The following is a 12941-nucleotide window of genomic DNA, read 5'->3' as shown; positions in this document are numbered from 1 at the left end:
CCCACAATCCGCGCATCCTTCTGGGCACGCTGCGCAAATGGGGTCGCCGTGGCCGGTGCAATGCTGTGGCGGAGCCGGTGGGCAGCGGGCCATGATTCACTGCGGACAGGCCGATGCGAAGGGAAGTCCGCCGTGCCCCATGAGTTGGACCGTGACGTCGATCCGGCATTCCTCGCGCTCCCGCTGCGCGCGCTGGCCGACGCGGCACTCGCCAGAGCCCGTGCGCTGGGCGCCGAGCATGCCGACTTCCGCCTGGAGCGGGTGCGCAGCGCCCACTGGCGGCTGCGTGACGCCCGCCCCGCGGGCAGCGCCGACAGCACCGACCTCGGCTACGCCGTACGTGTCGTGCACGGCGGCGCCTGGGGCTTCGCCTCCGGCGTGGACCTGACGATGGACGCGGCGGCGAAGGTCGCGAGCCGGGCGGTGGCGATGGCCAAGCTCAGCGCGCAGGTCATCGCCGCTGCCGGGTCGGGCGAGCGCGTGGAGCTGGCGGACGAGCCGGTGCACGCCGACCGCACCTGGGTGTCGGCGTACCGGACGGACCCGTTCGAGGTGCCGGACGCCGACAAGACCGGGCTGCTGGCCGACTGGAGCGCCCGGCTGCTGGCCGCGGACGGGGTCAGCCACGTGGACGCCTCGCTGCTCGCGGTGCACGAGAACAAGTTCTACGCCGACACCGCCGGCACGACGACGACCCAGCAGCGCGTCCGGGTGCACCCGCACCTCACCGCCGTGAGCGTCGACCCGGACACCGGCGGCTTCGACTCGATGCGCACCCTCGCCCCGCCCGCCGGGCGCGGCTGGGAGTACCTGACCGGCGAGGGGTGGGACTGGGACGCCGAACTGGCCGAGATCCCCGCCCTGCTGGCCGAGAAGATGCGCGCGCCCTCGGTCGAGGCCGGTGCGTACGACCTGGTCGTGGACCCGTCCAACCTGTGGCTGACGATCCACGAGTCGATCGGCCACGCCACCGAACTGGACCGCGCGCTCGGCTACGAGGCCGCCTACGCCGGCACCTCCTTCGCCACCTTCGACCAGCTCGGCTCCCTGACGTACGGCTCGCCGCTCATGCACGTCACGGGCGACCGCACCGCCGAGCACGGCCTGGCCACCGTCGGCTACGACGACGAGGGCGTGGCCGGGCAGTCCTGGGACCTGGTCAGGGACGGCGTCCTGGTCGGCTACCAGCTCGACCGCCGCATCGCGAAGCTCACCGGCTTCGACCGCTCCAACGGCTGCGCCTACGCCGACTCCCCCGGCCACGTGCCCGTCCAGCGGATGGCCAACGTCTCCCTCCAGCCCGCCCCCGGCGGCCCCTCCACCGAGGAGCTGATCGGCGGGGTCGAGCGCGGCATCTACGTGGTCGGCGACCGCTCCTGGTCGATCGACATGCAGCGCTACAACTTCCAGTTCACCGGTCAGCGGGCCTACGCGATCCGTAACGGCCGCCTCGACGGCCAGGTCAAGGACTTCGCCTACCAGGCCACGACCACCGACTTCTGGCGGTCGATGGAGCGGGTCGGCGGACCCGAGACGTACGTCCTCGGAGGGGCCTTCAACTGCGGAAAGGCCCAGCCGGGGCAGGTCGCGGCGGTGTCGCACGGCTGCCCGTCGGCGCTCTTCCGGGGCGTCAACATTCTGAACACCGCGAGCGAGTCCGGGCGCAGCTGACAAATAACCGACGGGTCGCCGATCGCGGCCCGAAGTCTGCACCAGGTCTGCACGCCGTCACACCCCGCTCCCTCACGCCACGTCGTCCCCGTCCTCGGCGTCCCCCTTCTCGGGGGTCAGCGAGGGCGGGACGATGAGGCCCTTGAACGGCTCCAGCTTCAGCCCCAGGCGACTGTGGAGGGTCCGGCTGCCCCGGCTCATCGCCCGGCGCACCAGATGCCCGTACACGGCCTCCGTGGTCCGCGTGGTGCGGTGCCCGACCCACGCGGCGATCTCGAAGAGCGGGATGTCGGCATGGATGGCCTCCGAGACGAAGAAGTGCCGGAAGCTCTTGGGCGTGTACTGAGGGGTGCCCGCCTGCTTGGCCGCCGCCTTGAACTGGTCGAGGAACCAGTCGTAGGACGGGTGCCGCTCGGCCAGCCGGGGCGACTCGAAGAACCAGCCCCGGTCACCCCAGGTACCGGATGCGTCGACGTGATCGTTGAACATCTCCTTGACCGAGTCGGGCACCGGCGTCCTCCGTGCCTCGTCGAAGGTGCGGTGCTTCGTCCCCCGCTTCACCCCGCGACGGCCTCCTGAGATCTCCTGGCAGCCGTATGCGGAGACCTGGTGGTCGACCGCGAGGATGCCGTTCTCCCAGTCCATCGACTCATCGGAGAGCGCCAGGGCCTCCCCCGGCCGCAGGCCGCAGCCGGCCATGGCCCAGAAGCCCGCCCGTATGGACTTGGGCGCCTCGGCAATGATCCCTAGGACCTCGGCCATGGCGGGGATGTCGGCGTCCGTGACCGGGGTGAGCGGCTGCCCCGGGCGCCGACGGGGGTTCGCTTTCTTGCAGGGGTTGCGGCCGATGATCTCCGCCGCCACCGCGTAGTTGAAGACGGACGACAGGACGCTCTTGCGCCCGTTGATGCCGGACTCCTTGTAGCCCCGTGCCTTCTGGTCGGCCTCCCACTCCTGGACTGTCGTCGGCGTGATGCTGCCGATCGGCCTGCTCCCGAAGAATGGTCCGTAGTGGTTGTCGTAGACGCTCTGGTAGTTGCGCTTCGAGGACTCTTCGAGCGTTCCGGCCTCGACCCACTCACGCCAGACCGCCTCGAACGTCCGCTGTGCGCTCTTGGGGTTGATGTACGTCCCCAGGTCCTTGTCCCGCTCGACCTTGACCGCGAAGGCTTCCGCGTCGTCGAGCTTCTTGAACGACACCTGACGGGGCTTGCCCGCCCTGCCCCCGGGCTCCCGGTACGAGACCCGGTAGGGCTTGTGTGGGCAGGTCGGTTTCCTGCGGCGGGGACAGGAGCACTCTTCCTTCTTGATGGTCGCCACGTATGTTGATCCTCTGCATGTTGATCGGTCAGTGATGGGCAGTCAGTTTATGAGCCCTGCATGCGCACCTCAACCCAGTTGTGCAGATCGCGCGTCCTGAACCGGACGTGCTTGCCGACCTTGAGGTACGGGATGCCCCAGCGCCGGTACGAGTCCATGAGGACCCGCTTGGTGACGCCCAGCTCGGTGGCTGCCTCCTCCGGAGTCATGAGCAGGTTGCTACCGCCCCTCACCACTCCCGCCCCCGTTCGTGCTCCGCCTGCGTCTCGGCGTAGAGCTGCCGGGCTCGCGCCAGGTCATCGGCGATTCCGGCGGCCAGTTGGGCTGCGCCGGGAGTGTGGCCGGAGCCGACGTAGCGCCAGGTGATATCCGTCACAGCGTCCGGGCCGCTCACGTTCCTCTCGGTCTCCCTGCCCGCATGGTCGGCGCGGTCGGCACGCAGCGCGGCGTACGTGGTGGAGTAGGCGTGGGATTTGGTGAGGATGTGGCCCCGGTAGCCGAGGCTGTGAGCCCATTCCCGGAGCCGCAGGTGTTCCAGCCCTGCGATGCCGCCCAGACGCCAGCAGACCGCCATGAGGACCCGCACATGCGGGGAGACCACGGCAGCCGCGATGTCTGCCGGACCTTTGACGGGATGGTCCGTGCCGGCTCCCGTGTCCGCCGCGCCCTTGGTGACGTACTTCGCCACGTAGGCCGCCACAGCATCATCGGTCAGCGCGTCGGGGCCGCCCGTGGCGCGTAAGGGCCGGGTGTCGAGCTGGGCGCCCCAGCTGAGTTCGTACTCACCGAGGCCAGGTACATACGGGACTGCCAGACGTACGACGGCAGCCGCGGTGCGTACGGCGTCCGCGAGCCCGGGGGCGTCGACCCACGACGGCGGAGGTTCCTCGGCCCCGCCCGCGCCGTCCGCCCGCAGGACCGCATGGACGTGGATCGCCGCGCGCCGCTGGTACTCGGCGACCTTGGCGTAGGAGATGCGGACGGTCCGCCGCAGCGCGGTACGGCTCAGGCCCGCACGCGCGGCGAGGTGGTGGTACAGGTTGTCTGAGAACGCCTTCCAGAGGCGTCCGGCGTGGGCGTGCCACAGGACGTGGGCGGTGTAGTCGTAGCAGCCGGGGCAGAGCGGCTGCCCAGGCTGGGGGTCGTCCGGGGCGTCATGCACCTCACGGCAGAAGCCTGGTCGGCCGTGCTCGCACTGGGCGCGCCCTCGCGGGTGGCAGACCGGGTGCTCGGCGGTTGCCGCGCGATGGACCGCGCCGAAGCCGGGGGCTGTGAGAGTGACGAACAGCCGAGGGTGCTGCCGGACACCGGTCGGGATGTTCTTGCCGCCCATGAGGCCGGCGCGCACCAGGTGGTAGGTGTCCCCGGCGTGGAGTCGGGAGCAAGGTGCGCAGACGGTGGCGCGGCGGTTGCGGCAGCGGACGGAGAGGCGTTCGTACGGTTCTGCGGCGGTGTCGTAGTGGTGGAGCACTTCTCCGGTGCGGGTGTCCCGGGTGGTGGTGGAGCCGGATAGGTGGACGGGGTGGGCGCAGCCCCCGGTGGCGGCGATCTGCTGTAACCAGCGGTCGAACTGGGGGTGGTTGGCGAGTCGAATGACGTCGCGGTCGGTTTCGCTGAGCTGACGCAGGCGCGCCGCATGGGCAAGCGCGGCGCGCCTGTCAGCCGACGTGTGTTCGGCGTTGATGGTGGTGGGGACCTTCCGGGGTGGGCCGCCGAGGCGGCTCGGTGGGATGGTGGGTGGGGGTCCTTCATGGCGATCACTCCTTGCGGGTGGGTGGTCCGGGGACGATCAGCGGATGGAACCGGCGCCGCGGCAGATGCGGCAGCGGTGGCGCCTCCCGGTCCAGGTGGTACGTGCTCCCTCGCCCTTGCAGGCCGGGCAGCGGACGCGCTTCATCGGCATGTGTGCTTCTTTCGGTCTCAGGCGTGCAGGAGTCCGCGAAGTGCCCAGTCGACGGTGGCGGAGACGCTGCCGCTGACGGGCGAGGTGGCGAGGTAGTAGCCGAACAGGACGAGGACGACGGCCTCCCAGGCCCTCACGTCACGCCCGCGGACGAGGAGCACGGACACGATGCCGAAGACGGCCACGAGCGGGATGGCGTAGGCCGTCATGCCAGTCCCTCCCCATCGGTCGCGGCGCCCAGGAAGCCAAGGTGGGGAGTCCGCTCGGCGTACTTCCCGGCAAGGCGGGACGCGTCCTCGGGCGTCGTGTGGTGGGAGCGGGCGCGCACCCAGCCGACACCGGCATCCGCGGTGGTGACGGCCACGCCCTGCTCGCCGGGCTGGATGCTCTGGGCGACGGCGACGGCCTCCTTATGGAGGTCGCCGAGGGTCATCTCTGCGGTCCCGGGGTCGTTGACGCGGTGGCAGATGCGCCCGCCGAGTTGTGCACGCAGCCCGGTCACACCGGGCCCGAGGTCGGAGCCGACGCGCTGACCGGCGATGACCAGGTGCACCCCGAGGGCAGCGCCCAGTTGCGCGAGCCGTAACAGGTAGGTGGAGCACTGCTCAGCTTCGGCCCGGTCGTCCTTGGTGCCGTTGGTCAGGTACAGCTCGGCCATCTCGTCGACCAGGATCACGACCGGCACCGGACGTTGGTCATCGGGTAGTTCCCAGATGGAGCGGGCGCCGACGTCGCGGCACACGGCGATACGTTGCTGGACCTCCACCACCAGCGCCCCGAACAGGGCCACCGCTTCCTTGCGGGAGGTGGCCAGAGCGGAGAGCCGCTTGCGGAAGAGCCCCAGTTCCATGCCGCCCTTGCAGTCCACCCCGACCAGTGCGACCGGTTGCGGGGCGAGCTGCACGACCAGCCGGGCCAGCAGGGTGGATTTCCCGGAGCGGGTGGCGCCCACGATGAGCCAGTGCGGCTCGCGCCGGAAGTCGATGACCCAGGGTCCGCCGGTTTCCAGGGCCCCGACGACCGCCGACAGCAGCGGCACGTCCTCCGTCGGGGAGGAACGAGGCTCCCGCAAGGGGTCCGTTGCAGTTGCGCTGATCAGGACGAATCCGCGGCGGGGTGAGGTGACGCGGACGGCGAACATGCGCCAGGCATGGGCCATGGCCTCGGATGCCTCGGTGAACGGGACGGGCGTCTGTCCTGGCAGCAGCCGCACCCGCACCGCCAACCCGTTCGGCAGCGGCCGGACACCCCGCAGACGCGGCACCTTCAGCCGTAACGGTGTGCCCTTGACGGCCAGTCCGCGGAACGCCCGCTCGTGGGACCGGTAGGAGACGGCCAGATCGTTGAGCCGTGCCACCTTGCGCCAAGTGGACACCACCCGCACCACGGCCGGGACGAAGCCGGTCAGGTACCAGTACCAGTCCGGCCGCCGGTCCCGAAGCTCCCGGGCCCCGACGGGCAGCCCGGACAGCAGCACCAGGACGAACGCTAGGAGCAGGAAGTGCCCCATCAGGCACCACCAGCCGACTTACCCGCCGAAGGCGCGGGTGCGGGCGGAGTGGGGGTTATCGCGGCGGCGCGGAAGCTGATGCCGTGCCGGTCCCCCATCGACCAGGCGAACGCCTCCAGCCCGGTAATGCGGACCTCGGTTCCCTCCGTGACGCCCTTGGGCTCACCGGTCACGGCGACCTCGATCACCGAGACCCGGCGCCCTTCCTGCCGGACCATCACGCCGACGGTGTAGATGGTGTTGCCTTCCTTGTCCTTCTTGACCTCCTGCGTCTCGAAGTTGCTGATCTTCGCTTCCGGCGCCACGGCGCACCGCAGCACGCCCAGGCGCGAGGTGTCCACGGGTATGGACTGCATGATCTGTGGCCTCCCTGGCCATCAGGACACCAGGCGATCCACCTGACGTCACTCGTACTGACGAGTGACGAGTGTGCGAGTCTTGACGCCGGAACGCAAGCACTTATGCTGACGAGTGATGTGAGCGACACGAAGGCCACACGCCACCAAGGGGAGCGCGTATGTCAGAGATCCAGCGCCCAGGAGCGCTCTACCGCCAGGTCGCCGCCGCCATCCGCGACGCCATCGCGTCCGGCGAGTACCCGCCCGGCACGCTGCTCCCCTCCGAGACCCAGCTCATCGAGCGCTACCGGGTCTCCCGCCCCACCGTCCGCAACGCCGTCGCGGCACTACGGGCCGAAGGACTCATCGAGGTCATTCACGGCAAGGGCAGCTTCGTCCGCGCCGCCCCGGCGCCGGTCATGACGATCGAACGTACCGTCAGCCGCAACGGCGGCGCGTTCACCATCGACGGCGACGCCAACTGGCAGCAGGCCGAAGCCCCGTCCGTCTACCGGACCCGGACCACCGAGACCACAGCCCCTCTGCTCGGCCTCCACGAAGACGAGGCACTGTTCGGCGTCGACCGGCTTCTCACCGACGCAGCGACCAGTACACGGGTCCTGCACCAGACCCTCATCCCGTTCGCCACCGCGGAAGGCACCACGCTGGCGAAGGTTCCCGACACTGAACCCGCCGACGTCTACGCCCTACTCGCCGAGGCCGGCCACACCCTGTGGTGGTCCGAGACCGTCCGCGCCCGCATGCCCCTCCCCGACGAACGCGCCACCCTCCAACTCCAGGACGCCACCCCGCTCCTGGAGACGACCCGCGTCACCCATGGCACGAACGACCAGCCCCTCATCCTCGAAGTCCTCCGCACCAGCGCCCACAGCGCCGAACTCACCTACCGCATCCACCCCGAGCCCACCGGCAAACTCCGCGCAGTCCGCAACTGACAGCCGCCCCAACAACCGGGACTGTCGAAACCTGTCTCCACTTACTCAAGGCACCCGGCGTCGCTACCGCTCCGTCGGGCGGCGCGTCCGGCGCCCGGCCGCGCCGTCGCTCCTGTCTCCGCCCCGCTCGGCACGGCCCGCGCCGCGCGCGCCCGCGAGGGGGAGGCCTGCGGCATGAGGTGATCACGCACACCCGAGATCACAACGATGCCTCCGGCGGGGGCGCTCCGGCTCCGAGATGGAGGAGGCCCGGCCGGCGACCGCGCGTTCGTCGTGGGCGGGTGCGGGTGCGGGAGCGGGAGCTTCCATCCCGCCTACCATCGACCCGGGCAAAGCCGAGCAGACGCGGCCCAGGGCGTCAAGGTCGTTCGTACAGTGGCGCGCTCCACCTTGACGCCCTGAACCACGCCCGCTCCACAGGAGTGCGGGCCGACGGCAGACGGGACGGATGCAGTAGCGAAGTCAGCAGACGACTGTAACAGTCTGACAGGATGTCGCCATGGATGCCGGTGACATAGCCCTGGTTGACGCCCTTGTGGGCCGATGCAACTCGTATGCTGCTCCACGGCGCCCCAAGCGAAGGTAAGGACCAAGCATGACCAACGATGTAGTTGTCCAGGCGGTGCATCGCCTTGCCTCCCGTGACTCGACTCGCAGCGAAGCGGATTTGCAAGCCGATCTCTACTTGTTGCTAACGGCGGGTGGCCTCTCTCTGACGGCTGGGGACGTCGCACGGTTGGAAGTCGGGACAGGTGACGGAACACGTCGACGTATCGACGTGGAGGTCGGCCATTGCGTTATCGAAGTGAAGAAGGATCTGCGCCTCGCCGGCATCCATCAGGACGCAGAGAAACAACTTGCGGGCTACGTAACAACGCAATCAAAACGTCTGAGTTCGCGCTACGTCGGCGTACTTACCGACGGGACCGAATGGTATCTCTATCACCTGATCGACGAACAACTGCAGCAAGTAGCGAAGTTGGCAGTCAATCCATCGGCACCCGATGCGGAACAGTTGCTAACCTGGCTCGAAGCGATTCTAGCGACTCGCACTGCCATCCCGCCGACGCCAGACGAGATCGCCCATAGGTTGGGTGCTACGTCTCCCGCGCATCTATTGGATCATGCCACTCTACTCAGCCTCTACAGCCAGGCACAAAGTGTTCCTGAAGTGCAGTTGAAGCGAGACTTGTGGGCCAAACTCCTCAAGACAGCATTCGGAAAGTCATTCACTAACGATGAACGCCTCTTCATTGACCACACGCTTCTGGTGTTGACTGCCGAGATAATCGCCCATGCTGTTATCGGGTTCAATATTACACGAACCGGGAACATCTCTCCCACGGCGCTTATCAACGGAACATCATTCACTAGTGCGCAGATCCACGGCGTAGTGGAGTCAGATTTTTTCGATTGGGTACTCAAGGCTCCCGGCGGTCCTGAATTTGTCACCGGCTTGGCCGACCGGATCGCACGATTCGATTGGGCCGCAGTCGAGCATGACGTGCTAAAGGTACTTTATGAATCGATCATTGCCACCGAGACCCGCGAAGCGCTAGGCGAGTATTACACTCCGGACTGGCTCGCAGACCGGGTAGTGCACGCCACTGTTACAGAACCCCTGGCTCAGCGGGTGATGGACCCTTCGTGCGGATCCGGTACGTTCCTATTCCACGCCATTCGTCAGTACCTGGAAGCTGCGCAGGCTGCCGGACTTGATAACGGGAGCGCTGTCGAAGGAACGACCAGACACATCTTTGGCATGGACGTGCATCCTGTCGCAGTTGCTCTGGCCCGGGTTACTTACCTCCTGGCGATCGGTACAGAGCGCCTGGCCAAATCAGACCGCGGCGAGATTCATATTCCCGTCTATCTTGGCGACTCTCTCCAATGGGAGCAAAACCGAGACTTGTTCGGCGGGGTAGACGAGATCACGATTGCAACAGCCGGCAGCGACTTGGTGGAAGGAGGAGGGGCGCTCTTCGGAGATGACTTGGTATTCCCTCGTCGGACCATGCAAGACGCGGGAGATTTCGACCGCCTTGTAACCGCTATGGCGGATAAAGCCATACAGCACAGCCCCAAGTCCAGCCGCGACTTGATTTCCCCAGTTATTCGCCAGCTCGGCGTTCACGCTAACGACGCAGACCGCGTTACCGAGACGTTCGATACGATGCGCCGTCTTCACGCGAGCGGTAGAAATCACATCTGGGGATACTATGTTCGCAACTTGATCCGCCCTCTGTGGTTTTCCGAGCAAGCGAACAAGGTCGATGTACTCATTGGCAATCCCCCTTGGCTCGCATACTCCAAGATGACCACGGTCATGCAAACAAGATACAAGACCCTCGCTAAAGAACGGTCGCTCCTCGGCAGCAGCCTCGGCGGATCAGGTAGAGATCTCTCTACGTTGTTCGTTGTGCGATGTATCGAACTCTACCTCAAGCACAATGGCAAGTTCTCGTTCGTCATGCCGCACGGGACTCTTACTCGCAAGCCTCATGACGGGTTTCGGTCTGGAAAATGGACCTCTGGGCACGTTGGTCTACTTACTGCAGCATTTAGCAAGCCTTGGGATCTTTCCGAGGCCACAACAGGGTTTCCACAAGTATCCTGCGTCGTGCATGGGACCGCCACGTCAAACAGGCCAAGTAGGATCCCGTCACAAGTGGAACTCTGGCGCGGTCGACTTTCCACCCCGAATCTGACGTGGGAAAAGGCACGGCACAAATTCACGGTCGAGGATCGATCTCTCATCGTACTAGACTCTGCTGAAGCCACGCCGGTTTCCGCTTATAAGCGCCGCTTCCGTCAAGGTGCAGTGCTCTCCCCTAGAGCGCTTCTATTCGTCACCGAAAGGCCCTCAGGCCCCCTTGGAGCGGGCGCAGGGCGCGTCTCGATTGAGTCACGCAGGACTGTAGACGAGAAGCCTCCATGGAAAGACGTTCCATCCCTCTCAGGGACGGTAGAACGCGCATTTTTCAAACGGGTGCATCTCGGGGAAACGCTGGTACCTTTCAGGACCCTTGAACCTTTGCGCGTCGCTCTTCCCGTCACCAGCGACAAAGTGATGACACAGCCAGAAATCGAAGAATATCCTGCATTGTCACAATGGTGGGCGGAAGCTGAATCGGTGTGGGAAGGGAACAAGAAAGTTGGATCGAAAGAAGGCGCCCTCCTAGGAAGAATCGACTTCCATGGCCAGCTGCGCGCTCAACTTCCAGCGGTCAGCCAGCGCGTAGGCTACACGAAGGCTGGAAACGCAATGGCTGCCGCGCGAATCGATTCCCCCGATGTGATCATTGATCACAAGCTTTACTGGGCGGCCGCAAGTAGCGTCGGCGAAGCTAGGTACCTGGTGGCCGTACTGAATTCAGGAACACTCGCGGAAAAAGTGCGCCCCCTACAAACCATTGGACTCTTCGGTCCTCGCGACTTCGACAAGCATATTTTCGACGTAGCAATCCCAGTTTATGACGACGGAAACGCCGACCATGGCGAACTTGTCTCACTCGCAGCAACGGCAGAGTCTCTAGCTGCACAAGTCGATCTTAGTAAGGTGTCGTTCAAGCCGGGACGACGACTCGTTCGGGAGGCTCTAGCTGCAGCGGGCATCTCACGGAGTATCGATGCTGTAGTTGACCGTTTGATTCCGACACCGGTGATTGGTTCATGATCAAAGAAACGACGTAGAGGGCACGGCAACTGCGCCCCTGCACGGGGATGGAGTTGCCGTGCGGACGTCAACGTCGGCCACGCAATCAAGGTCGCAGGGAGCCTAGAGACCAGCGTGTGACCGCGGAGGTGCTGGGGTCGGCCATGCGCTTGTGGACAACCTGTGGACAGATCTCGACCGACCATGCCTCCGCGCGGGGATGACCTGCAACTCCCTCCAAGGGCCAGGCGGCCTCCGGAGCCGCTTGCGCTACGCCAGAACCCGCCCTGGAAACGAACGACGAGGGATCGGCGGCAAAATTCCGCTCTGCCCTGAAATTCTGAGTTGCTTTCCCTGATAGGCAGAGACCTTCACAGTAGACGAAGCAGTGTCGCCCATGGGAATGATTTGTGCAAGCTCATCTCGACTAATTCCAGTGATTACCTCATCGCCGCAGACTAGAATCGCGAAGGTCCGGTCTCCCTGTACTGAAAGTATCCTACCCTTGTCGTCATCATGAAAGGTGAAGAAGTAGTCACCAGCCCCGCTCCCGTCATTGTATTTTATAAACAAATGACGGTCATGATTAACGACATAGTGCCCGTACTTCACACTTGCACGATTAAGCGCTGTAAACATTCCTGAATCAGCGATTGCGACAAGTGCCGCGCCGTGCATAAAGTCCTTGTGGTCAATCATGGGCACCCTTCTGAAGACCTAGTCATGCGAACCCCCGACTCAGCAGCTGAGAATACCCAATATATCGACGGCAGTACATTCGGAGGATAAGTGGTGGAATTAGTGGCGGCTGGGCGTAAATCCAAGCAGCTCATACCTCTCTCTCGCTCTCCATTCACGACACGCGGCGGACAAGCTGCGTCCCCATCAACGCGCAGAGATGTTTTGATACCGTCTAGAAGCGGCTGATCTAATCCATCGGCAGCACGACATCCAACAACCGTCGGCCATAGGTCACCGCTGCAGTCTCCCAGAAGCAGGCTTTGCACCGGCCGACCTCATAGTTGTACGTGAACCCCGGAACGCTGTCCCAAACCTGCAACTCGGGGACTCTTATAAAAGACGAGATTTTGCGGCCCGCGCCGGTGACACGGCCGCAAGGGGCGTCTGCCGAGTGGTAGACCTTGACTTCCTGTCCGGGAGTGCCCCGGATGAGGCAAGGCAGTCGATGAGACCGCTTGGCAAGGGCCACCGCTCACCGCTTCGCTCTCGACCTCTAGCAGGCCGGCTTCAAGATCAGTGCGACGAATGCGCTCTTCAAAGTGACCCAGCAGCAGGTGTGTCCTGCGGTGGTGAAGCTTGGCAAGTTCGGACCACAATTCCGGGCTGCCCAGCATCTCACGGCCCATGGCGGCCTCAAACTCTCCCTCGCTCAGCGGTCGCGATAGCTATTGAGCGTCTTCCCCGCACCGCTGGCAGACTTCAGGTACTCGTTCTCCGTTGCCAACTCCGCTGCCTGTACCACCAACCCGGCAGCTAGTGCTCTGACCGGGAAGGTTCGCCGAGGCGATCACTGTGCGGATAGCGAGGTCCCCCATAGGATCTTGGGCTCAGGCACGGACAGGAGGCC

10 protein-coding genes are annotated in these 12941 nt (G+C 65.3%); 3 read left to right on the top strand and 7 right to left on the bottom strand.

The genetic code is table 11. The annotated features are described in order from the left end of the window. The first annotated feature begins 132 nt into the window (after nt 1-132). On the top strand, nt 133-1671 hold the full coding sequence (locus ACWERV_RS32115) for a TldD/PmbA family protein (RefSeq protein WP_452939837.1): 1539 nt from the start codon (nt 133-135) through the stop codon (nt 1669-1671). A gap of 72 nt (nt 1672-1743) precedes the next feature. On the opposite strand, the gene ACWERV_RS32110 is transcribed toward ACWERV_RS32115, so the two are convergent. From ACWERV_RS32110 to ACWERV_RS32085, 6 genes are all read right to left on the bottom strand, one after another. Next, nucleotides 1744-2871, bottom strand: coding sequence for a tyrosine-type recombinase/integrase (locus ACWERV_RS32110; RefSeq protein ID WP_452939835.1), 1128 nt, complete (start codon nt 2869-2871; stop codon nt 1744-1746). A 167-nt stretch (nt 2872-3038) separates the two neighbouring features. Continuing rightward, nucleotides 3039-3200: a helix-turn-helix domain-containing protein gene (locus ACWERV_RS32105; protein ID WP_452939832.1), complete on the bottom strand. Its 162-nt coding sequence runs from the start codon at nt 3198-3200 to the stop codon at nt 3039-3041. Nucleotides 3201-3220: 20 nt separating this feature from the next. After that, nucleotides 3221-4585, bottom strand: coding sequence for a replication initiator (locus ACWERV_RS32100; RefSeq protein WP_452939891.1), 1365 nt, complete (start codon nt 4583-4585; stop codon nt 3221-3223). Between the two features lie 326 nt (nt 4586-4911). Then, a complete protein-coding gene (locus ACWERV_RS32095) occupies nt 4912-5103 on the bottom strand; it encodes a hypothetical protein (protein WP_452939829.1) in 192 nt (63 codons plus the stop codon). Then, complete coding sequence (locus tag ACWERV_RS32090; protein ID WP_452939826.1) at nt 5100-6404, bottom strand: FtsK/SpoIIIE domain-containing protein; 1305 nt, start codon at nt 6402-6404, stop codon at nt 5100-5102. Before ACWERV_RS32090 ends, ACWERV_RS32095 begins: the two co-directional genes overlap by 4 nt. Further along, nucleotides 6404-6760, bottom strand: a complete 357-nt coding sequence (locus ACWERV_RS32085) for an SCO3933 family regulatory protein (RefSeq protein WP_452939823.1) — start codon at nt 6758-6760, stop codon at nt 6404-6406. Before ACWERV_RS32085 ends, ACWERV_RS32090 begins: the two co-directional genes overlap by 1 nt. Nucleotides 6761-6921: 161 nt before the next feature. On the opposite strand from ACWERV_RS32085, the gene ACWERV_RS32080 reads away from it, so the two are divergent. Beyond that, on the top strand, nt 6922-7698 hold the full coding sequence (locus tag ACWERV_RS32080) for a GntR family transcriptional regulator (protein WP_452939820.1): 777 nt from the start codon (nt 6922-6924) through the stop codon (nt 7696-7698). A gap of 595 nt (nt 7699-8293) precedes the next feature. Next, a complete protein-coding gene (locus ACWERV_RS32075; RefSeq protein WP_452939817.1) occupies nt 8294-11374 on the top strand; it encodes an N-6 DNA methylase in 3081 nt (1026 codons plus the stop codon). Between the two features lie 249 nt (nt 11375-11623). Here the strand turns inward: ACWERV_RS32075 and ACWERV_RS32070 are convergent, their stop codons facing one another. Further along, nucleotides 11624-12052 (bottom strand): hypothetical protein, encoded by a 429-nt coding sequence (locus ACWERV_RS32070; RefSeq protein WP_452939814.1) that lies wholly within the window; start codon nt 12050-12052, stop codon nt 11624-11626. Nucleotides 12053-12941 lie beyond the last annotated feature (889 nt).

This window comes from Streptomyces sp. NPDC004031 (assembly GCF_053604375.1).
The sequence above is the reverse complement of the archived record's forward strand: the minus strand, read 5'-3'. Positions and strand labels throughout refer to the sequence as shown.